Annotated in this window: 23 protein-coding genes and 1 pseudogene; 22 read left to right on the forward strand and 2 right to left on the reverse strand. The window is 41.9% G+C overall.

What is annotated here, in order from left to right:
* The first annotated feature begins 41 nt into the window (after positions 1-41).
* From BLV50_RS14015 to BLV50_RS14065, 12 genes are all read left to right on the forward strand, one after another.
* The gene (locus BLV50_RS14015) at positions 42-692 is read left to right on the forward strand and encodes a hypothetical protein (protein WP_090808308.1); all 651 of its coding nucleotides are present in this window, start codon (positions 42-44) and stop codon (positions 690-692) included.
* 222 nt (positions 693-914) lie between these two features.
* Positions 915-1,142, forward strand: coding sequence for a hypothetical protein (locus BLV50_RS14020; RefSeq protein ID WP_090808310.1), 228 nt, complete (start codon positions 915-917; stop codon positions 1,140-1,142).
* Positions 1,143-1,374: 232 nt separating this feature from the next.
* A complete protein-coding gene (locus BLV50_RS14025) occupies positions 1,375-2,142 on the forward strand; it encodes a nucleotidyltransferase domain-containing protein (protein ID WP_090808312.1) in 768 nt (255 codons plus the stop codon).
* 168 nt (positions 2,143-2,310) lie between these two features.
* Positions 2,311-2,715: a hypothetical protein gene (locus BLV50_RS14030; RefSeq protein ID WP_063563997.1), complete on the forward strand. Its 405-nt coding sequence runs from the start codon at positions 2,311-2,313 to the stop codon at positions 2,713-2,715.
* Between the two features lie 56 nt (positions 2,716-2,771).
* Complete coding sequence (locus tag BLV50_RS33795; protein ID WP_371129261.1) at positions 2,772-2,978, forward strand: DUF3885 domain-containing protein; 207 nt, start codon at positions 2,772-2,774, stop codon at positions 2,976-2,978.
* Between the two features lie 70 nt (positions 2,979-3,048).
* Positions 3,049-3,324: a DUF3885 domain-containing protein gene (locus BLV50_RS33800; RefSeq protein WP_371129259.1), complete on the forward strand. Its 276-nt coding sequence runs from the start codon at positions 3,049-3,051 to the stop codon at positions 3,322-3,324.
* 158 nt (positions 3,325-3,482) lie between these two features.
* On the forward strand, positions 3,483-3,740 hold the full coding sequence (locus BLV50_RS14040; RefSeq protein ID WP_090808314.1) for a hypothetical protein: 258 nt from the start codon (positions 3,483-3,485) through the stop codon (positions 3,738-3,740).
* 690 nt (positions 3,741-4,430) lie between these two features.
* Entirely contained in the window at positions 4,431-5,483 is a 1,053-nt protein-coding gene (locus BLV50_RS14045) for a LacI family DNA-binding transcriptional regulator (protein ID WP_090808316.1), read from the forward strand.
* A gap of 629 nt (positions 5,484-6,112) precedes the next feature.
* Positions 6,113-7,075 (forward strand): ABC transporter permease, encoded by a 963-nt coding sequence (locus tag BLV50_RS14050; protein ID WP_090808317.1) that lies wholly within the window; start codon positions 6,113-6,115, stop codon positions 7,073-7,075.
* 15 nt (positions 7,076-7,090) lie between these two features.
* Positions 7,091-7,975: a carbohydrate ABC transporter permease gene (locus tag BLV50_RS14055; RefSeq protein WP_090808319.1), complete on the forward strand. Its 885-nt coding sequence runs from the start codon at positions 7,091-7,093 to the stop codon at positions 7,973-7,975.
* Between the two features lie 41 nt (positions 7,976-8,016).
* The gene (locus BLV50_RS14060) at positions 8,017-9,642 is read left to right on the forward strand and encodes a type 2 periplasmic-binding domain-containing protein (protein ID WP_090808321.1); all 1,626 of its coding nucleotides are present in this window, start codon (positions 8,017-8,019) and stop codon (positions 9,640-9,642) included.
* Between the two features lie 43 nt (positions 9,643-9,685).
* Positions 9,686-10,957, forward strand: coding sequence for a Gfo/Idh/MocA family protein (locus BLV50_RS14065; protein WP_072734220.1), 1,272 nt, complete (start codon positions 9,686-9,688; stop codon positions 10,955-10,957).
* An 85-nt stretch (positions 10,958-11,042) separates the two neighbouring features.
* Here the strand turns inward: BLV50_RS14065 and BLV50_RS33445 are convergent.
* Positions 11,043-11,220: pseudogene (locus BLV50_RS33445) on the reverse strand (transposase); the annotation flags it as partial.
* A 57-nt stretch (positions 11,221-11,277) separates the two neighbouring features.
* On the opposite strand from BLV50_RS33445, the gene BLV50_RS14070 reads away from it, so the two are divergent.
* The 5 genes from BLV50_RS14070 to BLV50_RS14090 all read left to right on the forward strand — a co-directional run bounded on the left by BLV50_RS14070 (position 11,278) and on the right by BLV50_RS14090 (position 16,939).
* Positions 11,278-12,402, forward strand: coding sequence for a GntR family transcriptional regulator (locus BLV50_RS14070; RefSeq protein ID WP_090808323.1), 1,125 nt, complete (start codon positions 11,278-11,280; stop codon positions 12,400-12,402).
* A gap of 436 nt (positions 12,403-12,838) precedes the next feature.
* Positions 12,839-14,140: an ABC transporter substrate-binding protein gene (locus BLV50_RS14075; protein ID WP_090808325.1), complete on the forward strand. Its 1,302-nt coding sequence runs from the start codon at positions 12,839-12,841 to the stop codon at positions 14,138-14,140.
* Between the two features lie 72 nt (positions 14,141-14,212).
* A complete protein-coding gene (locus BLV50_RS14080) occupies positions 14,213-15,148 on the forward strand; it encodes a carbohydrate ABC transporter permease (RefSeq protein ID WP_072734217.1) in 936 nt (311 codons plus the stop codon).
* A 17-nt stretch (positions 15,149-15,165) separates the two neighbouring features.
* Positions 15,166-16,002: a carbohydrate ABC transporter permease gene (locus BLV50_RS14085; protein ID WP_072734216.1), complete on the forward strand. Its 837-nt coding sequence runs from the start codon at positions 15,166-15,168 to the stop codon at positions 16,000-16,002.
* A gap of 340 nt (positions 16,003-16,342) precedes the next feature.
* On the forward strand, positions 16,343-16,939 hold the full coding sequence (locus BLV50_RS14090) for a chloramphenicol phosphotransferase CPT family protein (RefSeq protein ID WP_076290163.1): 597 nt from the start codon (positions 16,343-16,345) through the stop codon (positions 16,937-16,939).
* A 173-nt stretch (positions 16,940-17,112) separates the two neighbouring features.
* On the opposite strand, the gene BLV50_RS14095 is transcribed toward BLV50_RS14090, so the two are convergent.
* Positions 17,113-17,643: a hypothetical protein gene (locus tag BLV50_RS14095; RefSeq protein WP_090808327.1), complete on the reverse strand. Its 531-nt coding sequence runs from the start codon at positions 17,641-17,643 to the stop codon at positions 17,113-17,115.
* Positions 17,644-17,919: 276 nt separating this feature from the next.
* Between BLV50_RS14095 and BLV50_RS14100 the strand changes: the two genes are divergently transcribed.
* The 5 genes from BLV50_RS14100 to pyrH all read left to right on the forward strand — a co-directional run bounded on the left by BLV50_RS14100 (position 17,920) and on the right by pyrH (position 22,954).
* Positions 17,920-18,198: a hypothetical protein gene (locus BLV50_RS14100; protein WP_090808329.1), complete on the forward strand. Its 279-nt coding sequence runs from the start codon at positions 17,920-17,922 to the stop codon at positions 18,196-18,198.
* 136 nt (positions 18,199-18,334) lie between these two features.
* On the forward strand, positions 18,335-19,375 hold the full coding sequence (locus BLV50_RS14105) for an ABC transporter substrate-binding protein (RefSeq protein WP_090808331.1): 1,041 nt from the start codon (positions 18,335-18,337) through the stop codon (positions 19,373-19,375).
* A 1-nt stretch (position 19,376) separates the two neighbouring features.
* Positions 19,377-20,153 (forward strand): IucA/IucC family C-terminal-domain containing protein, encoded by a 777-nt coding sequence (locus BLV50_RS14110; RefSeq protein WP_090808332.1) that lies wholly within the window; start codon positions 19,377-19,379, stop codon positions 20,151-20,153.
* A 45-nt stretch (positions 20,154-20,198) separates the two neighbouring features.
* On the forward strand, positions 20,199-21,923 hold the full coding sequence (locus BLV50_RS14115; RefSeq protein WP_090808334.1) for a helix-turn-helix domain-containing protein: 1,725 nt from the start codon (positions 20,199-20,201) through the stop codon (positions 21,921-21,923).
* A 293-nt stretch (positions 21,924-22,216) separates the two neighbouring features.
* A complete protein-coding gene (gene pyrH / locus BLV50_RS14120) occupies positions 22,217-22,954 on the forward strand; it encodes a UMP kinase (protein WP_090808336.1) in 738 nt (245 codons plus the stop codon).
* Positions 22,955-23,083 lie beyond the last annotated feature (129 nt).

A 23,083-nucleotide genomic window follows, 5' to 3' on the forward strand; every position in this document is an offset into this window, starting at 1 on the left:
TTATCTGAAAGACTACGAATTATAAATAAGGAGAGCAAGGCATGGTAACTAAACTACTATTAATTTACAAGTCAGAATTAAGTTTGCGAAATATTATTTTTAATCACTTCAATTGGAAATTGATATTTCCTCATTTATGTTTCATCCTAGTTTCTTTAGTAATAGCAATAACCCTTGCAGTTATTTTCAATCAACCGCCATATTTACTTATTTTCTTAGCAGTGATTCTAGTTTTACCAAACCTATTTAAAAGAACAGAAAAAGAAAGAGACAGAATTCTAAGTGAAGAACACAATGGATTGAATTTCTCTGATATAAGAATGAAAAGACTTAGAAAATTTCTAAAGGAAGAGAGTATTGATCATTCTAAGGAGAAACTAAACCTATTGATTAGTTACGTAGATAAGCAGGCTGAAGAGAAGAGAGTTCCATTTTTAGTAGGAAGAGGGGTAATGGCTGCTTTGCTTATCCCAATTTGGATACAAGGAATTGCCTGGATACTTAATAAACAGATAGATTCAATAGAATGGTTTGTAGTTTTTATAATAATATTATTATTAATTCTAATACTAGTTACGATGTTTTTATCTTTTTGGAAAACAATTGTTCATGATGAAATAGTAAATAGTGACTATAACAGTCTAAAAATAATTTCTAGTGATTTACGAGAATATCAGTTTAAAGATTTGTAATCTATCCAAAGGAGTTCATTCCTTCAGATAACACTATGTTCCAACTGCGGGCTGACGCTCTTGGTCCGGCAGAGGTAATAGGCAGGGAAGTTAATTCAGCCGGACACATCCGCTTATGTCGGACATCGGGAACACATGACGTTATACGACAGATTCTCATAGAAAAGCATTTTACAAAAGGGAGATCAAAAATGAATTCTGAAAATTTTTCATGGACAGAACATGGTCGAGTCTTTGAGAAATGCAGACCGTATTCACGCAATTTCTTTCGGGGAGTTTTACTTAAAAACTTATGGTGAAAAAGCTGATTGGAATGAAATAAAAGAAGCTTTTCAGCATTGGAACATTGATAAAGGATCATCTTTTATTACCCAGTCTACTACTGAGTATGACCCCAAAATATTGAAACAATTAACTGATTTGTTGAAAAATATTGCATCTAGAAAGTAATTCAAAGAAGCCAAGTTTGTTCGTCTAACAATATATCCACGTATCGGCGATAAGCCGCCTCGGTTCCGGAAGAAAAGTCGAAGAAGTGGTTGCCGGGACACATCCATTCACCCAACCGCATCGCGGCCAGCTGATCGAACTAGTCGTTTATTCTAGCAATATAGAGTGAATGGAAGTCGTGAACAGGGGAACGTTAGCCAAAAGAAGTTCTTTTATTTTAGGAGGAATCTATATGATATTAGAAAAAGTTATAAATAGAATTGTAATACAAAGTGAATATAAGGATTTTGTTGATAAGTATATAGATCAGATCCTTACCGAATTTAAAGGTATGGTTCATAGCATTTATATGTGTGGCTCGATTCCCAAAGGAACCGCTAAACCTTTTAAGTCAGATGCGGACTTTACTATTGTCTGTGTAAATCCCAAAGATATTGATTACGAAAGATTGTCAATTATTAAAGACAGGCTTTTGAAAGAATATCCAATAGTAACTAAGATTGATACGATAATTTGCTCGATTGACGATGTATTAAGTAAGCCAAATGAGTGGGGTTTTTGGGTTAAGATAATTTGTGTTTGCCTATATGGTCATGACATTGGTGAAAAAGTACCACCGATCATTATTTCTCCAGAATTCATTTTAGACTTAAATACAGAGACCAAGGAGGAAGTAGATCGTGTACATCGTTCACTTTCTAATGCTAGTGATAACAAAATGAAAACTAGATATATTAAAGGTTACTCTAAGAGATTAATTCGTGCATTATACTCTTTGGTTTTAGAAGAAACAGGGGTATGGCAAGATGACATTATGAAGATGAAGAATGCCATATTAAACTATTGTGAGATTGACTCCGCTTTAGTTGATTATCTGTATGCTTGTTACTTGGATAGTAATGTACTTGTTGAAGAGTTTCTGGGAATTGCAGATGAAGTGTATAGCTATTTTGAGAACGCCTTAAATGCAATGGCTGCTTCCAGAACTTCCTTCGACTAACAAAATATTGACGCTCCGGGTCACTCTGAGAAGCGAATGACCACATCCAGCCCCCTAAGCCCGTCGGGACGTCACTGCACTAGGTGTTCGGCAAGCCTCACAACTATAAGCAGCGACTCTAAGGGGCCAGGACGTCGTCAATACAAAATGTATTAGGAGGGAAGGTTGATGAATAATGGTATGGCATCATGGCAAGAGCTGAAAATAGATTATGAAATTAATCAAATATCTCCCAATATATCAACTAGACTAGAAGATATTGAACGTATCCCTACGCGGCTTGGAATAAAAATACTCACTATCCTTATTGAATGGGCTTGTCAGCCACAAAATACCCACCCAATTGAAATAGCGAGGAAAAAGATTAAAACAATTCCTTCTGATTGGCTAATAGAACATCTTCCTAATGTAGCTAAAACAGCAATTTGTCTTGACGATGAATGGGAGTATCGTAGGTTGTTAGAGCTACTTTCAGAGGCAATTCCAAAATTACTAGATTGGGGAATTGAATTGGGAATTAATTCTAAAAATGAAGAAATTAAAGAGGCAGCAAATGACTATAAAGAAAAATAACAGTTTGTAGAGTGCAATGAAATGATTCAAACAAGGTTTGAAATGGAGGCCACAGAATGGACCTAAAGACGTACCTGGCAGAGCATTTCCCAAACCTGACCTTAGAACCGCCTCTTTTCTATAATTGGGATGTTGCAATACGATTCGAACTTGGCAATCCTCTGATGTTTGGAATAAATAAGGAGCATTACATGGAACGAGTTTATCATCGATCGCTTGAATTATTTAAGGCTTTTCATGATCAAGAAGAAAGAGCCGATTAGAGCCTTGAGACTTGAGATACTTCCAGATTTGGATTGTGAACCGGATGAAACCCCAGATCCAAGGAACAACATGTATAAGTACTGGACTAAATGTAGAATTGAAGACTTGAAATATCGTCAGTTAATCAAAGCTATATGTAATCATGATGTTGGCATTAAGCCAACGATCTATCATAGGGTGTATTTCATTAATATAAGTAAGAAAACGATATTTCATATCTATGATGATAGAGGTTGCGATGTTATTTCACCATCAAGAGAAGCGCTAACGGATATCTATAAAGAATATAACGATTGGATTCTAGATTATGATCGAGAACGTATTAACAACGTATTTCTGGGATAGTGCGAAGTATTAGTCTACGTGGTTGATTGTGGTAAGTCATTTCAGTAAACAAATCAGTCTAAGTCAGTTGTCATGAAATCCAAGAAAGTTATATGCAATCGCGATATATGTTAAAATTACAGAAAGTAGAACTAACTCAGTAACAGGAGGTAGAACACATGAAGTGGCAAGAAGTTAGAGAACTGTTCCCTGACCAGTTTGTTTTGGTTTCTATCATTCATTATCATGAGGAAGACAACAAAAAAATAGTAGATGAAGTTGCACCAATTTGTACCGTATCCGAACAAGATGCGAATAAAGAGTTTTTTCAAGTAGAGCCTGGTAACATCGTGTATCATACTTCGAATCAAGACTTTGTGATCAACCTCCGCAGAGATCCTTTAATGAGAGTGAGACGTAATACGAATGAAAATTAACTATGATGGTCAGTTAATTACAACGTCACTTACCGTTACATTTAGAGGAAGAATATTAAGAATAGATGATGTAATTATAGATACAGGCTTTTGAATGGTTATTCTGAAACAACAAAATTTTATTATTGATCTGAAAACATTAGAATTACATAATTGAAAATAAAATTCCATCAATGAACGAGTCCTATTTATAATGAGTATCAGATAAAAAGATACATATACAAGTGAAGTTCACCTAACAATTTTTGTTAGGTTTTTTGTTCTAGAGCCTGTCCGCTTTTCAACAGTTGAATTAAGCTCTTTTGGAGATATGGCCGATGTTAAAGCAAACAGGGATGGCAGCATGAAAGAAGGCTTCTACAATCATTCGCATCCCATTCAACCTTGTATATATTCATCGTATTCACCAGATTACAATCAGACAGTGGGAACCTAAGTTGAATGTATGGACCATCCCCTAAACCATCTCTGCTGTCCGATTGGCATTGAGTGGACGGCGAGGAATTCATCAAATCGCTCGGCCATCTAGGAATTAAGGGAAAAGGGCAGTCTCGGGGGAAGTGTTGATAGTATAACAGAACTCGTATCGCGGCTTGTTTAATTGACGCCAAAATATTACAATATTATGATATGATCATTGCTAAACATGAATTTTGGCTCCAAATGAATAGAGCAAGGGGAGGTGCTGTAATGCCAAAATTAAAAGATATCGCAGAACGTGTAGGCGTATCCATATCAACGGTTTCGCGTGCGATCAGCAATGATACCAACCGACCGGTCAATGAAGGGACAAAGCGAAAAATTAGGGAAGCTGCTCTTGAGTTGGGATACAATTTGGATGAATCCTCCAAATCCATTGGCAAAGAGAATACCTCAGCCAAACGGATAGCTTGTATCGTGCCACAGATTTTGATGGATGACCATCCGTACTTTTCACAGGTACTGACAGGTTTTCACGTTAAAATGACGGAACTGGGGCTGCCTCCAGCAATTGTCCGCACTTGCGAAGAACTTAGTGACACCGAACGGATAAAGATGATGCTTCAGGAAACGGGTACTCAAGGTATAGTCGCAATCAGCTGGTACGATGAAAAATTGTTTGAGCTGCTTGAGCAAGAGAATATCACTGTACTGGGTGTAAGTCTCAATGACGAAAGACTTACTGTACCGGTCGTTGACTGTGACCGAATATTTTCTGCTCGCACAGCAGTCCGTCATTTGATCGAGCAAGGCCATACCCGGATTGGGTTTATTGGTGGCCCCGCATATTCGGAACAAATAGAGAGCGAAGAAAGGTATGTCGGTTATAAATTTTCCATGCTGGAAGCAAACCTGAATCTGAATGAACATTGGATTATCAACACCAACTGGAATGTGAATCTCAGCTACAGCAAACTGACGGATCTCCTGACCGAGACGCCCAAGTCTGATTGGCCGACGGCCATTTTTTGTGCAAGTGATATGCTCGCTATTCCTGCGATGCGGGCAGTGGTTGAACAAAATGGCCGTATCCCTCAAGATATAGCATTCGTGGGCATGGATAATATCTCTATGGCGCAGTATACGACACCACCTCTGACGTCCGTGCAAGTTCCAAAATATGAAATCGGCAAAGTAGCAGCACAATTAATTAACGATTATCTGGAAGGACGTTATTCATCTCTCCATAAAGTTTTGTTGCCCAGCACCCTTATTGTGAGGGAATCATCTGTTTATGATCGTACAAATCGTACAAATGACTAGTTAGTTGTGTGATATTATATTACATATAAATCCAGATAACTGTCATATAAAACCTACGAGGAATGCATCCGCGTGGGTTTTTTCTTGTTTTCTTAGCCAAAAGTAATCCAAATAAAACCAAAAAAATGTTTGACAATCGTCCATGGGCTATATTATGATGTATGAAATTAAGCGTTTGGCGTTATTTTTTATGTTTTTGGATTTAGCCAGAAACTAAGATTATATGTTAAACCAAATTAATGATTGCGCTTTCATCCCCTTTAAATCAATGTTTATATAAAATATACAAGAAACCTCTAAAACTCTTATAACCTATTATCCAAACTGATACCTTCCCATTTACATATAATATATTCCAAACTAGCACCAAATATATATCCAAATATATATCCAAAAAAAACAAATCCCCTTGCGTTAGATGATTAACTCATTTATTAACGTTATCCACTCACTTTGTGTAATAACTTCTAACATATAAGTACTTTAAATCAAATCTCAGAAATCAAAGAAGATCAGAAATCAAAAAAAGAAAGGTGGGAACTGCTTCGAGCAGCGTAAGGACGCTGGTGGTGTAACACAAAGACATTTTGCCAGGCAGAATTGTAGTGACGATTCCAGGGGGGATGTTCATGGCCAATACAACTGTACAACCTGCAATGAATGCAGTACAGGAAAAGAAGAGAAGAAGACGTCAAAAGTGGAACCCCATTTTACGAAATTGGCAGCTTTATTTGTTAATTTCACCAGTTGTTGCTTATTACATTGTCTTTCAGTACTTGCCGATGTATGGCATTCAAATCGCATTTAAGGATTTCATTGCAACGAAGGGAATCTGGGGAAGTCCCTGGATCGGTTTTGAACATTTTGAACGTTTTTTTCACAGTTATTACTTCTGGAGATTAATTAAAAATACGCTTGGACTTGGGTTGTACAGCTTGGCGGTAGGTTTTCCAGTCCCTATCATTTTGGCGCTTCTGATGAATGAGGTAAGGGCGGAAAAGTTTAAAAAATTTGTTCAGACCATAACCTATGCGCCGCACTTCCTATCAACCGTCGTGGTCGTAGGCATGATGATGATGTTTTTATCGCCGCGATACGGAATCATTAATCACTTCATTGGTATGTTTGGTGGCAATCCCATTAATTTCTTGTCTGAACCTTCCTGGTTCAAGACCTTGTTTGTGATGTCGGATGTATGGCAGACCATGGGCTGGAGCTCGATTATTTATTTGGCGGCATTAGCCGGCGTGGACTCTCAGCTTCATGAAGCAGCGCGTGTGGATGGGGCAACCCGGTTGCAGCGTGTATGGCATATTAATATACCGAGTATTATGCCGACAATTATCATTTTGTTCATTTTAAACATCGGAAGCATCATGGGTATTGGTTTCGAGAAAGTCCTGCTGATGCAGAACACACTGAATTTAGAAACCTCGGACATTATCTCTACCTACGTTTACCGGAGTGGGATACAAGATGCTGAATACAGCTTCTCGGCGGCGATTGGTCTGTTTAACTCCATAATCAATTTCATCTTATTAGTTACTGTTAACCAGATCTCAAAACGAATGAGTGAAACGAGCCTATGGTAAGGGAGTTGCTGATGCATGCTTGTTGAATCTAGAGGAGATCGTATTTTTAATATAATTAACCATTTTTTGTTAATTATAATTACGCTCATTGTTATCTACCCGCTTGTTTTTGTGTTAAGTGCTTCGTTCAGTGATCCGCAGGCCGTCCTGCGTGGTGAAATGTTCCTATGGCCCAAGGGGATCAATCTCCATTCTTATGAGAAGATTTTTCAGAACAAAGATATCCTCAGAGGTTATACCAATACACTGATCTATACGTCAGTGGGGACGTTGATTAATCTTGTCATGACGATTCTGGCGGCATACCCGCTATCTCGAAAGGATTTTATTGGCCGCAATGCCATCATGGCCCTGTTTGTTTTCACGATGTTCTTCAGTGGCGGACTAATTCCAACCTATATGCTAATCAAAAACCTTGGCATGTTAAACACATTTTGGGTCATGATCATTCCGAATGCCGTTTCGATCTGGAACATCATCATTATGCGGACATTCTTCCAGCAATCGATTCCAAATGAGTTGCATGAGGCGGCGACGATTGATGGCTGCTCTAATATTCAAACGTTAACCCGGATTATCCTGCCATTATCCATGCCCATAATAGCGGTGACGATTCTGTTCTATGCTGTTGGGCACTGGAACTCCTTCTTTAACGCAATGTTGTATCTGTCAGACAAGGACAAGTTTCCACTTCAACTCATTTTGCGGGAAATTCTGATTCAAGGGCAGACGAACGATATGGTCAAAATGTCAACCGAGTCTGCAATTAAGCAGCAAAGGGAAGTGGAGGGCATCAAATATGCTGTACTCGTCGTTGCCAATATACCGGTGCTCCTGCTTTATCCTTTCCTGCAAAGATATTTTGTTAAAGGCGTAATGATTGGTGCCATTAAAGGATGATTCCTTGTATGGATAACGATGGGACAAAGGGAGGAATAAGAATGACACTCAAAAAGTGGGGGAGTATCGCTCTGGTTTGTATCATGTCCGTTTCGATGCTGGCCGGGTGCAATTCTAAGGATGCTGATTCGGGAAGTAGCAAGGATAAAGGAGCTGCCAATGGCAAAGTCAATGCGAGCGGATTTCCGATCGTAAATGACACCATTACAGTAAGCGGATTTGCCGGAAAGTTTTTTGCCAATGCAGACTGGAACGATCTTAGACTCTGGAAAGAGTATGAGAAGATGTCCAATGTTCATATCCAGTGGGATACGGTGCAGAAGGATAATTTGAAGGAAAAACGCAATCTCCTGCTGGCAGGCGGCGCTTACCCAGAGCTGTTCTACGCCTCGGCGTTTTCCAGATCGGATCTGCTGAAATACGGCAAGCAAGGTGCATTCATTCCTCTGAATGATCTGATCGACCAATACGCGCCTAACTTTAAGGCACTAATGAAGAAGTATCCGGTTATTGGCAAAGGGATTACGATGCCGGATGGTAACATATATGGGCTGCCAACCTTGTATGATCCGGAATTCAAGTCGGTTCTGTACGGGACACCTTGGGTGAAGCAAGAGTGGCTTGATAAATTAGGTATGCAGGAACCGCAGACATTAGATGACTTCTATACTATGTTGAAAGCTTTTAAAGAAAAGGACCCGAACGGCAACGGGCAGAAGGACGAGATAGCCTGGGGCGGTGTGGGGACGGCTGGTGTGGTGAACTACCTGAGAGGTTCATTTGGGTTGAATAATCATGGCACCTCCAACATTAACATTGATACAGATCCTCAGACGGATAAAGTACGCTTTATTCCAACCGATCCCCAGTACAAGGAGCTGCTACAATTCGTGAATAAGCTCTACAAGGACGGATTGCTCGAGCAGGATATTGTATCTGTTAAGAGTACGGAAGTGGATGCTAAAGGTATGGAAGGCCTGATCGGAGTCGTTGATAATGTCGATCCGGTTGCGATATACAATCAGCAAGGTTATGTTGGCATGCCAGTACTGAAGGGTCCTCATGGCGATCAGACATACAACGCCTATGGTTCTCCACTCGGTAATATCGGGATGTTCGTACTGACAGATAAAGCCCAAAACCCAGAGGCGATGATCCGCTGGATGGATTATTTCTACAGTGATGAGGGCATCAAAACGTTCTTCATGGGCTGGAAAGATGAGACGTATAAAGAAGACGCAGACGGTAACGTAGATTATGTCGATAATATTAAAAACAACCCGGATGGCCTTAATCTGGACCAGGCGGTAGGTCAATACCTGATCTGGCCGGGTGGATACTACCCTGGTTTTGTGAAGCAGAAATACTTCAAGGGTGCTGAAGGTCTGCCAACTTCGGTGGATAATGCGAAAAAAGCAGAGTCTCACATCTTACCACAAGATCAAATATGGCCTCCATTTAATTTCACGCAGGAAGAGCAGCGGGATCTGACCACTTTCCAGACAGATATTGAAACGTATGTAAATGAAATGCGTGACAAATTCATTACTGGAAATGAATCCTTTGACAATTGGGATCAGTATGTGGCAGCTCTCCAAAAGATGGGCGTAGAACGATATGTAGCCATCTATCAATCAGCAGCAGACCGTTATACCCAAGCGGATTAGAAGGTTCATCCGTAGATTTCAGATCATAAAGGAGTGAACAAATATGAGTCAACTGAAAGCAGTCCTGATTGGAGCAGGTGCGAGGGGAGCGGGTGGCTATGCACCCTATGCACTTGATTATCCGCATGAGCTTACCTTCATTGCGGTTGCCGAAGCCGATCCAGTGAGAAGAGCAAGATTTGCTGAGAAGCACGGGATTCCGCCGGAACACTGTTATGAGACTTGGGAGCCCCTGTTGGCTGAACCTAAGCTGGCTGATATTGCGGTTATTTGTACACAGGACAGAATGCATTATGGCCCAACGATGCAGGCTTTAGATAAGAAGTATCATGTTATGCTGGAGAAGCCGATGTCTCCTGATCCGAAGGAATGTCTTGAGATGGAACAAGCGGCCAGAGATAATGACCGGCTGCTGACGATCTGCCATGTGCTGCGGTACACACCGTTCTGGAATACAATCAAGAAGGTGATACAAGAAGGGCGTATCGGAGAAATTGTCTCCATTCAGTTGAATGAGAATGTGGGTTACTGGCATATTGCCCACAGCTTCGTGCGGGGAAATTGGAACAATTCCAACACATCCAGCCCGATGATCCTGTCCAAGTCATGCCATGATATGGACGTATTATCCTGGCTCGTGGATCAGCCTTGCCTTAAGGTCAGTTCGTTCGGATCTCTTAAACATTTTCATGAAGGCAATGCACCGGAAGGTTCCGCTGACCGATGCTTGGATTGTGCTGTAGAACCAACCTGTGCGTATTCTGCACCAAGATTTTATTTGAGTGACCAATTCAGGGGTTGGGCAGGACATTTTACACAGGAGCTGACAAAGCCGAATATCATAGAGGGCTTGCGTGATACCGATTACGGCCGGTGTGTATACCGGAGTGACAATAATGTGGTAGATCATCAGGTTGTGAATATGGAATTTGAAGGAGGAGCTACGGCCATGTTCAGTATGTGCGGCTTTACATTTGAGCAGGAACGTAGAATCCAGATCATGGGGACGAAAGGAGAACTTCGTGGTGAGGAAGATCAAATTACGGTGTACGACTTTTTGACACATCAAAAAACAGAAATCACAATCCCTTCTCAAACCAGTGGCCATGGTGGGGGAGATAGCGGCATTGTGAGGAATTTTCTGAATGAGGTGCGTCACTATAACGGTCAGGAAAGCCTGACATCGGCTGCGGCTTCCGTCCGGAGCCATCTGATCGCATTCGCAGCTGAAAAGTCGCGGCTGAACGGGGGCGAGTCTATCGATCTGAATGAATATGCCCGTCAGCTTATGGTGAAGGAAGAGCTATCTAAATAATCAGCAGTGTATCGATAAGCTGCCCCTCAAGGTATGAATATATTTTGAGGGACGGCTTTTTTTGTTCGTTTGGAATTCGAGAGTTTTCTTCACGGACCTTCAATACCATCACATCCACTAAGATAAACGGGAATCGGCTGTCGACTTAGGGCCAGTTATTCCATGACCCTACCAGGGGGGCTAACTGTAAGCAGAGGTCTGACACAATAGACTTGGAAAACGCCATGCCACAGAAGTTCGCCGGTAAGCTGAGTGACTTTGCGAATTAGTGCTTGTGTAATATACTTAGTATACTAATATTATGATGTCAGGGTGGTTTTGTGGAATTGCATTTATACGAGCAGATATATGTCTCTATTGTACAAGAGATTAAAGAAGGTCGATTAAAAGAAGGAGACCGAGTCTCTTCTGAAAAAGAGTTGGCTGAAAAATTTGGCGTCAGTCGTATTACATCTAAAAAGGCTCTGGAGAAATTGGCAGATTCTGGGGTTATTAAACGAATACAAGGAAAAGGTTCATATGTGGCCGATGGTATAATTGGAGGACAAGAATCGAAGCACTATTCAGAGGTAATAACGAACTTGGTGCCTGAGGATGATAAGCGGTTGATCGGTTTTATTATACCGAATTTTTCTGACGAGTTTGGCCTACAACTTCTTAGATCGATGGAAAAGCGGAGTGCTGAGCATAATTATCAACTCATTATTAAACGAACTTGCGGGGATCGGGATGAGGAAAAACGCGCGATCGACTTATTTATTGGTTTGGGTATCAAAGGATTAATCGTGACCCCCATTCATGGTCAACACTATAATTCGGAGCTGCTTCGACTTGTATTAGATCGGTTTCCAATCGTTTTGGTCGATAGATATCTAAAAGGAATTCCGGTTTGTTCGGTATACACAGACAATAAGAAAGCAGCCATGGATCTTACGCGGCATCTGATTAGCAAAGGTCATAAAAAAATTGCCTTTTTATCTCCGCCGGAAGAGAACACTTCAACATTGGAGGAAAGGCTGCTCGGATATACGTTTGCCTTCACTCAAGAAGGAATGAACTTGAACAAAGATTATGTATTAACGAACTTGAAGGGCACCCTTCCTATGAACATAAACGGGACAGCGATTAATAGTGATAAAGAAACAGTAAAGCATTTTTTGAAACAAAACCCTGATGTAAAGGCGTTTGTCGCGTCGGAATTTCTAATAGCTACCATGCTGGCTCAAGTCATCCACTCCATGGGGAAATCTTTGGAGGAATTCGAGATTGTTTGTTTCGACTCCCTGAACGATCACTTGGGTCAACCCATCTTCACACATATTAAGCAGGATGAGAATCAGATGGGTGAATTGGCAGTGGATATGCTAATCTCTCAGTTGCATGGAACAGCAGTTCCCGAGCTGAACATCATTGAACATCGTATGGTCGTGAAAAATAACAGGTAGGGTTAATACAAGCGCAGCTCAACAAAAGCAAGCATATTGTTCAAGGTGTCGAAAAGTCCCCGGGGGCTTATCGGCACCTTTTTTGATTTTTTTGATATCAGAAATAAACTTCGAAGCATGGACCTTCCTTACCTGGGAGATTAACGAACCTTGAAACGTCGATTTATATATCTAATTATAACCATACGTCATGAATATTTATGTCGTAATATTGCAATTGACATGCTTTATGATGTCATATTAATATACTTAGTATAACTGGTATAACCAGTAGGATTCTTATAAAAAATTCACTTCGTTCATCATTTTCTGATTTTAATAGTTCATATCACCAGTATTGTTAGCGCTTACATAAAATGTGGATTGATCAGAAAATGGAGTGGATTCTATAGGAATTCAAGTTAAACTAATTAATTTAACTTAAGGGGGACTTTGAATGAGGAGATCCAAAAAAATCGTATTTCCAATTCTTGTTTACTTTCTGGCTATGTCACTACTTGTAACCGCTTGCTCAACGAATGGAGGCTCAAGCGATCAGGACGGAGAGGGGAATACAACGGTTACGATGTGGCATGGTCTTACCTCCATTGATTTAGATAATTTGAATAAAGTCGTGAAGGCATTTGAGGAGAAAAATCCTACCATTAAAATGAAATTGGTTTATACAGAATCCAGCGAGGGATCCGATCAGAAGCTGCTGACTGCAGTCGCAGGCGGCAATCCTCCTGACGTTGCACTTTTCGACCGTTTTAAGGTCGGTACTTGGGCTGCGCAAGGTTCTCTGACTGACTTATCCTCGATGGCAGCAGAATCCGGAATTCTTAAGGAAATGTATTATCCATTTGCTTGGGAGGAGTCCAGTTATCAAGGAAAGCTTTATGCAATGCCGATGGATACGGACTCTCGCCTGCTATTTTACAATAAGGATCATTTCACAGAAGTAGGGCTCGATCCCAACAAACCACCACAAACGATCGCCGAGCTTGAAGCGGCTTCCGAAAAGTTAACCATTAAGGAAGGTAAACGTTTCAAACGGATCGGGTTCATCCCATGGTATTCGCAAGGCTGGCTGTATACTTGGGGATGGGCATTTGGAGGAGAATTCCAGGATGCTGCCACCGGCAAAATTACCGCCAATGATCCTAAAGTCGTTGAAGCGCTACAATGGATGACCGACTTCGGCAAAAAATACAATGTCGAGGATATTGCCGGATTCACAAGCGCAGCTGGCACGGAAGAAATGGATCCGTTCATTTCCGGTCAAGTCAGCATGAAGATAAGTGGAAACTTTACGGTGAAGGGTATCGAAAAATTTAAGCCGGATTTAAATTACGGTGTTGCACCAATACCGACCCCAACAGGTACTAATTTTACGACATGGTCGGGAGGCGGGTCCGCTATTATCCCTAAAGGCGCCAAGAACGTTGCTGCTGCTTGGAAATTCCTCGAATTCTTAGGGAAAGAAGAGGGGCAAACGTTATTAAACGCTGACTCTCAAATTTCTGTTATCGATTCGGTTAACGACAAGTACGGTTACAAGGACGATCCGATTATGAAGGAATTTATTAATATTTTGCCCAATTCACACAACCGCCCGGTTATTCCTGAAGGACAGCTGTTGTGGAATGAGTTAGCTTCCGCTACGGAAAAGGCTACCCGCGGTAACGGTACTCCGAAAGAGAACCTGGATAGAGTAACAGAGACTATTAATAAGGCTTTAGAAAAATACGACAAATAGGGTGCTTGGTAGGCAGGGAGAGAACTCTCTCTCCTTGCCTATTAATGAATGACAATTGGAAGGAGAATGCAAATGGCGAAACTGGCCGATTCAGTTCAAGTAAACGCAATTCCATCGGCAAGGAAACGAGCACTCCACAGAACTAACGTGATTGGGTGGCTGTTTGCTTCACCTTGGGCTATAGGGCTGCTATGCTTTTATGCAATTCCGATGCTAATGTCCATCTACTTCAGCTTCACTACTTACAGCATTCTGCAGCCTGGTGAATTTGTCGGAATGAGTAATTATAAAGATCTTTTCCATGATCCTCTGTTTTGGAAATCCATATACAACACGCTTTATTTCACCGTATTTTTTGTTCCATTAAGTATATTTTTCGGTGTGGCACTCGCTATGATGTTGAATATGAAGGTCAAGGGGATGGCTATATTCAGAACGATCTTTTTCTTGCCTACACTTGTTCCACAAGTGGCATTGGCTGTTCTGTGGATGTGGTTGTTACATCCAAACTTTGGATTGGTGAACGGGATGTTAGCGAATATCGGTATCGATGGGCCTTCTTGGCTTGGTGGTGAGTCGTGGTCAAAGCCTTCGCTCATCTTGATGTCGCTTTGGGGTATTGGGCAAGCTGTTGTCATCTACCTTGCTGGATTAGGAGATATCCCTGATGAGTACTATGAAGCAGCACAAATCGATGGAGCTAACTGGTTTCAGAAAACGAGAAAGGTAACCCTGCCTTTGCTCACTCCCGTTATTTTCTACAACCTTGTCATGGGAATGATCGGTGCATTTCAACAGTTTACTCTTCCCTATACGTTGACCAAAGGGCAAGGAACTCCTGCAAATTCCATGACTTTTTACGTCATGTATTTATATGAGAACGGATTCAGGTATTTCAAAATGGGTTATGCCTCCGCAATGGCCTGGATCTTATTTATTATCGTTATGGCATTAACCGGAATTATTTTTATTACGTCTAAACGCTGGGTTCATTATCAAGGGAAATAAGGAGGAGGAAGTAAGGGATGAATCCTACCGCTATCAAAAGAATCAATCGTGCGTTAGCCTATGTATGTCTAATTGTTGCTTCTGCATTTTTCATTATTCCGTTCATTTGGCTGCTCTCCACTTCTCTTAAACCACTCACACAAATCTTTACATTCCCACCAGAGTGGATTCCGCATCCAATTCTGTGGAGTAATTATTCCCGTGCCGTTGAGTATATCCCTTTCTGGACATATCTGAAAAACACGGCGATTATAACAATCGTTAGTACGCTGGGTGTGATCATATCCTGTCCCTTGGTTGCCTATAGCTTTGCCAAGTTAGAGTACCGTGGGAGAGGTATACTTTTCTTTGTTACCCTTGCTGTGATGATGATCCCCGGACAGGTGACGATGATTCCTCTATTCCTGCTGTTTACTAAATTAGGTTGGGTAGGAACATCTCTTCCACTGATTGTACCCCAGTTTTTTGGAGTGCCCATTTACATTTTTCTGTTGCGGCAATTTTTCATGGGACTGCCTGATGCCCTCCGCGAAGCGGCCCGCTTAGACGGCGCTAGTGAGTTCCGCATATATTTACAGATCATGTTTCCACTAGCCAAATCCGCCGTTTTAGCCGTGGCATTGTTTCAATTTATGGGGAGCTGGACTGATTTCATGGGCCCCTTGCTCTATTTAACCAATGAACCATCTTACACGGTTTCGCTCGGATTGCAGCAATTTCAGAGTCAAAAGGGATCCGAATGGGGTCTATTAATGGCCGTATCCACCTTGATGACATTGCCTATTATTGTTTTGTTCTTTTTTCTTCAAAAGACGTTTATTAGCGGCATTACATTTAGCGGTATAAAAGGTTGAACATCATAACGCTGGATAGGTCTGTTTGAAAAAGTTAATAAGCAAATAGGCAGCGATGTGTAAAGCAGAAGCTGCCTTTTTGCGTACCAAAATAAGAAGATTCAGGAGATCCTCGGCCACTCAAGCCTTAAGACAACCTGTCGGAGATGGAGGATTAGTCCTCTCTTCGTCTAATAATATATATGGGACATTAAGCGAATTCGTATATTTGCTCCTACGCGGGAAATGGGGTAGAACACCATGGTAATAGCCCAATTAAGTGTACAGGTTAGCTCGAACTTAGCAAAACAACAATGTGATCTGAAAGGTAATGCCAAGTTTAATGATAAGGGTGATTGATATGGAACGAGGACTCATTATATTTTTAAATGGTACGTCAAGTGCGGGAAAGACGAGCATCGCGATGGAATTGAAAAATCAGGGAGAGGTTCCGTTTCATCATCTGTCTGTAGATCAATTTGCCCAAAATTATGATCAGTTTATCGACAATACATACCCAGATATGAAACCAACGAGAGAAGTGGAACACCATGTGATGACAGATATCCTGTTCGACCCCATCAATTCGTTGTACTGTGCAACCATTAAACTGTTTTCGGAGATGGGTTTGAATGTCATCGTGGATACGGTCATCAGCAATGACAAGTGGTTTAACGGTTTTTATGATTTACTATCGGATTATCCGATATTGTTTGTAGGTGTACACTGCTCGAAAGAAGAACTCACCAGAAGAGAGCAGAGCAGAGGAGATCGCGCGATTGGACTCGCCCATTCCCAGTTCGACTACATATACGCCTATGATGAATATGATCTGGAAGTGAACACGGAAGAGCTTAGCTCAGCGGAATGTGCGGAAAAGATATTAAGTTATATAAATTCTAGTCAGGAATACTCGGCATTTAAGAAATTAAGTAGAAGAGAGGTTAGTGTTTCATAGAACATGGATGCCTGAATCACATCATATTCATGCTTTAGGCGATACTGCACTTCGTTTTACTTGAGAAAAAAGAAGCCGGTGAATTAAATATCCGGCTTCTTTTTTTCGAACTCTCACAATAAAGAAAAGATTCTCCCTACACAAAGCGTTGAGTAACTGCTAAGTTAAGTTTTTCACTTTTTTATTTTGTCTAAAGGTACGTTAATAGTTGTTGACTCCATCGGGGTTACGGTTGTTCCATTTTGTTCAATCAAGGAAATCGTTAATTCTATAGATTCTTGATTGTCTAAATCAATAGAAATCGACCTGCGTTGAAACTCATCAAACAAGCCTTCAGCTTTAACAATGGTATCTTGATTATACAATTGTCCGTTTTTATCGCGGATCGTAACTTGAAAAATTCGATCTGGAATCTTTTTAGATGGATTCGGTTGATACTCTCTTTTACTGTACCATAAGCCAAATTGCAGTTTTTTTGAATTAGGCAGGTAATAGAGCTTAGTAAGATGCACTTTCGAATCAGACAAAGTCTGATTTTGATCTGTAAGTTGAATTGGCTCTTCATGGTTATTATATGGATCTTCCCATTGTAATGGTAATGTAGATCCTGTTTTAAGAGAGATGAGTTCTCTGTCTGCATACCAATAAATCCCTACTAGAATAATGATGACTGATAGAAGTAAAATGATAACATTTCTTTTCACATAACATCCCTACCATCTTTAATTGTTAGACCGTTCCGTTTTGTATTTTGATGATAATCATTATTAAACCATATAATGGATTTTAAATGAGTGAAAGTGAATTATATTCATTAGTCGGTAAAAAAGAATATTGGTATTTGTTTGGGGAGAGAGATTTCCCCGAATGAAATACCCGTCGGTTCAATCGTCTACTGTTATCCATCCAGAGAAATTGATTGATAGTTTGCTTGGATGAAGCTATATACATCTTGAAATGATGGTAAGGAGGGCGACTCTATGAATCCAGAAGATCATATCCAACACATGTTACAGGCAATCATTGAGAAAACACAATCCATCATCAACGACAGTCGTAAGCGATCTTTCGGCTCTTTGGAGTATTTCTTGAAACATGTTCTAGTGTATCGAGATAAACAGCAATACATGTCTAACGAGTGGCATATCCGCACACCGCGCTGGCTAGGAGAGTGTGGAAATACGTCGGAGGAAGAAGAGCTCCTTTCAGACATCTACCGACTGCAAGCGTATATCGCTGAGAAATTAAAGGGCGGATAAGTCGCTCGCCATGTCGCATTAGTCCGACTCAAATGTCGCAAAAGTACATGGTAACGCGATGCGGAGATCGTTTATACTCTCTTTATGTTTCGATAATGAAAATCATTATCAGTATTATACATAAGGGGGATTCATCATGAATCAAGGAACAAAGGGGCAGGCTGCCGGAAGCAAGGCATATGCTGCTCGCAAATCACGATTATTCATGGGCTTGATGTTAGCCCTTATTCTTGTCCTGACGGCTTGCGGTGCCGGAACAGGTACAGATAGCAGCAAACCGTCTGCGGCAACGCCAGCAGAGACACCTACGAATGAAGAAACTCAGACTGCCGGAGCTTTTCCCGTAACGATCACGCATATGAAGGGTGAGCTGACGCTAAACGAAAAACCTAAGAAAATTGCGGTGCTTGATGTTAAGTTTCTCGATCAAATGTTAGGGGTTGGCGAGAAGCCGGCTGGCAGTGTTATCGCTGGAGGCAACACCGATTTTCCTGAATACTTAGGCGACCAGCCGAGTGACGTACAGGTTCTGGGTACACGGGACGAGCCTAATTTGGAAGCGATTGTAGAACTAGATCCAGACCTGATTATCATGACCGACTTTCAAGAGAAGCAGTATGAGAGTGTAAGTAAAATTGCACCGACCCTTGTACTCGATTTCTACGAAGACTGGCGGGATACTTTAGCCACAGTTGCTAAGATTACAGACAAGCAGGACGAGGCAGAGAAAGTGCGCACGGCGTATGAGGAAAAAGTTGCTGGAATGAAGACAAAGCTGGCGGAGAAGCTGGGTGATGAGACGGTAGCGCTGATTCGTCCGCGTAAAGAAGGCATTCGTGTTCATGGGATTGAGCATCGTACAGGTGTTATTCTGTATCAGGATCTGGGCTTGAATATGCCTGCACTGGTTGAGGGAATCAAGGATGATACTTCTGTTGAAATCTCAATGGAGAAGGTGCCTGAGATTGGCGCAGATCGTTATTTTGTACTGTCAGATGAACTGTTTGCGGCAGAAGCTGAGGCTATGGTAAGTAATCCTGTATGGAAGTCCCTTGATGCTGTAAAAAATAACCGCACGTATGACGTAAACTCAACACTTTGGATCGCATATTACGGACCTCTTGCGATTAATCTTATTGTAGATCAGGCATCGGAAGCTCTGCTCGGATCGAATTAATATGACCCATTATCTCTCGACAGACTTATGGAAAGAGACAGTGAAGGATCATTCGATTTTGCTTGGTGAGCTGCCTGAACATAGTGTCCGTACCATTGCTTTGAGTGAGTTGCATGACGAAGCAGCATGTCGGGAGTATATCAGCTGGTTTCAGGAGTATATCGATGCACCTGAAATGAAGGTTGCCGCTTCGATGTTAGCCAAGCGAATTGGCTATCTGTGGACCGCGCCTCTGGTGATAGCGATGACTTTTCATCACCAGCATGTTACCTTTCAGTTGGAGAACAGCTTTCTCTATCATCCAACGCTCGCAGATCATGAGGGCGGTACACGGTTTCCTTTTCTAGCGGTGAACGGAATTGGGGCTGAAGCACTGACTGGAGACAGGAACGTATGGCGGGAAAAGGTGCTCGAGGAGATGTTTGCGGTACAGCTTACACCTCTGTTAAAGACGCTTGCTGCGATTGCGCCTCTTTCGATGAGTATTCTCTGGGAGAACATTATGGTACGTATCGGCCGACTATTCGCTCCTGCTGAAGCCGAGACTGAGCAGGAAAGTAAGATCATTCGAGAGGACTTTTCATATCTGACGCAGGTGGCATCCGGGGAAGTGTTCGGTGTGAGAAAGAATCCGTTGACCCGCTTCACCGATTGTAAGGACAATGTGCACGTTGCGAAAAGCGAGCGGATCACCTGTTGTTTTTATTATCAAATGTCAGGGGAATATTGCAGAAAATGTCCGAAAATTGACAATGAGAATAAATCTCAATTAAAATGACAACAGCAACCATTTTACCTTTGCTATTGTCAGGAGATGAGAGAAATGCCGCTGCAAGAACAGACAAGTCTATGGAGTGATACAACGATCAAGATGCTTGACGGGTATAGCGGTACTTTGCAGACAGGCAGTGTTCTTAGCGAAACTCAATTAACTTCAAATGTGTTGCTGCTGGCATGCGGAGGGGAAGGGGAGCTTGCAATGAATGGTGAGGTTTGCCACATTGGAGCTTCTTTTGCCTGTCATGTGGTGGAGGGCACATCCTTCACGCTGACCGCCAGATCAGACGAACTTTATTATATCGTGATCAAGTATAAGGCTTCTTCCATGGAAGGAGCCTCTCATGTTATACCCTCGTATCGCAAACACCCACTGCAAACTTCGTTTATTCAGAATCCGGTGACTCAAGCGGAATGGATCGAGAATGCGGAAAAAATCGTTGCCAAATGGCGCCGCGGCGAAGGGCTGGAACGTTTTTATGCCAACGCACTGCTCCAGGGCATGATCTACGAGCTGGTTATGGCGTATGAACGTGGTCAGGGAGGAGCGGAGTCCGACATGGTGGATGTTGTCGCTTCCTATATAACGTCGCATTTTCGCCAGAATCTGGAGCTTAAAGAGTTGGCAGTCCTTGCGGGATGCGGTGTAAGACAGCTACAACGCCGATTCAAACAAGAGAAGCAGCTCGGACCAATGGAATATGTCATTCAGCTGCGCATGGAGAGTGCCTCGCGGATGCTGCGTCATACGGATGCTTCCATTGGCGAAATTGCTGACAAAATGGGCTATCGCGACATGTATTATTTCAGCAGGGCGTTTAAGAAATATTATGGGGTCCCACCGCTGCATTACCGGCTTGCTGCCGCTTCGGAAACAGATGCAAACTATGCTCATTCCTTGCTGCGGAATCGATTGGCTTCTTCGTACGAGTCGGGCCAAGGCCCGGTGATATGCCATATGCGAGGTGAATATCCTGTCACCAGTGCTCCACAGCGTATCGCCGTACTCGATGTGCAATATGCCGATCACCTGCTTGCGCTTGGGTTGCATCCAGCAGGAAGTGTAGGAGTGGGAAGTGCAGTGTTAACGTTCCCTCAATCGCTCCGGGCAGGACTTCAGCATACCGAATTGCTCGGAACGTATGAGTACCCCGATCTGCTTGCTGTGGAACGACTGTCTCCAGATCTGATTATTTGCACCGAGGTGCATGATCAGCACGTTGAACGGTTAAGCCGAATCGCTCCAGTTCTCATGTTTAAACGCAATGAGAGCTGGCAGACCATTCTGAGCCTGTTCGGTGAACTGACAGGTAAGCGAGCAGAGGCAAAGCGAATACTTGCGGATTATCATCGACGAACCGCATTGCTGTCAGAAGAACTTGCAACAGTCCTCGCAGGTAAGAGCGTAGCACTGATTCGTCCACTAGATTCTCTGGTTCGCGTACATTCTGCCTCGCATCGTACCGGTGCAGTGCTGTACCGTGACCTAGGTTTACCAGCTCCATCATTTGTGGCAGATACTTCCGACACAGCTTATCATATTTCAGTTGAAAGACTACCAGCTGTACATGCCAGCCACTATTTTTTGCTTAGCAATGAAATGATGCAAGAGGGAATAATATCCGCGACAGAGCAGCGTGTCTGGGGGATGCTCGATGCGAGTGAGCGCCAGCACATACACTCGGTCGATGCCGCGACATGGATCGGCTGTTATGGACCAACAGGCATCAATGGCATTGTGGATCAGATTGAACAGGCGTTGTTGGCTTGAGGGGTTATGATTTTTTTGTTGTTTGTAAAGCGGCAAGGTAGCTCTTTGATACGGCTCATCGTAAATCATATTATAACTTATTGAAATTGCTTGCAGATTTAATATTGACGGTAATTGCAATTTAGTCTCACGTAATGTAAAATTACTTAACGGAAAAACATGGAAGGGGTGGGGGTATGAGGTGGAAACGGAAGACTTACATTCAGTCGACTTGCGTAATTTCATATTTCCATTCCATTAGGACACTAAAGCATTTATTGCTTTAGTGTTTTTATTTTATGGGGGTGTAATAATTGTCAAGGTACAAAAGGGTTCTCGTTAAGCTAAGTGGTGGAGCAGTAGCAGGAAACTCTGAATTTGGTTTTGAGCCAGAAAGGTTAGACCATATTGCGGATGAAATTATGTCAGTAGTAAATTTAGGCGTTGAAGTATCGTTAGTTATAGGTGGGGGTAACATTTTCAGAGGTAATATGGCGGAAAGCTGGGGGATAGAAAGGGCAGAAGCTGATAACATTGGGACGCTTGCGACTGTAGTAAATAGTTTAATGCTTCGTGGAGTTCTTAAAGCCAAGACCAAAAAGGAAGTACGAGTAATGACGGCAATACCTATTACTTCAGTTGCAGAACCATACATCCGTCTAAGAGCAATCCACCATCTAGAAAAAGGCTATATTGTAATTTTTGCAGGGGGGAACGGTCAACCTTACGTTACAACAGACTATCCTTCAGTACAAAGAGCCATCGAGGTTAATTGTGACGCTATATTAGTTGCAAAGCAAGGTGTTAATGGTGTTCTTAATGCAGACCCTAAATTTGATAAAGATGCAAGGAAATTTCGTTCGCTTCATTACAACGACGTTTTAAAACACAACTTAAAGGTAATGGACCAATCAGCTTTCATTTTAGCAAGAGACTACAATCTGCCAATGCATGTGTTTAACTTCGATAAACCAGGCTCGATGAAAGAAATTTGTGAAGGTAAGAATAACGGTACGATAATTAGTGGCGAATCAGTTTCAGAGTTGGAATGAAATATGTTAGCAATACTACTCTCCCTTGATTTAGCGAAACGATAGTTCCACAAAAGAGAAGTTCTATTCAAAATCCCACTCGGGCATGGAGTGGGATTTTGTTTATGGTTCCACAAAGTCAGACCTCCC

This window comes from Paenibacillus sp. 276b (assembly GCF_900107875.1).
In the GTDB taxonomy this organism is placed as follows: domain Bacteria; phylum Bacillota; class Bacilli; order Paenibacillales; family Paenibacillaceae; genus Paenibacillus; species Paenibacillus marchantiae.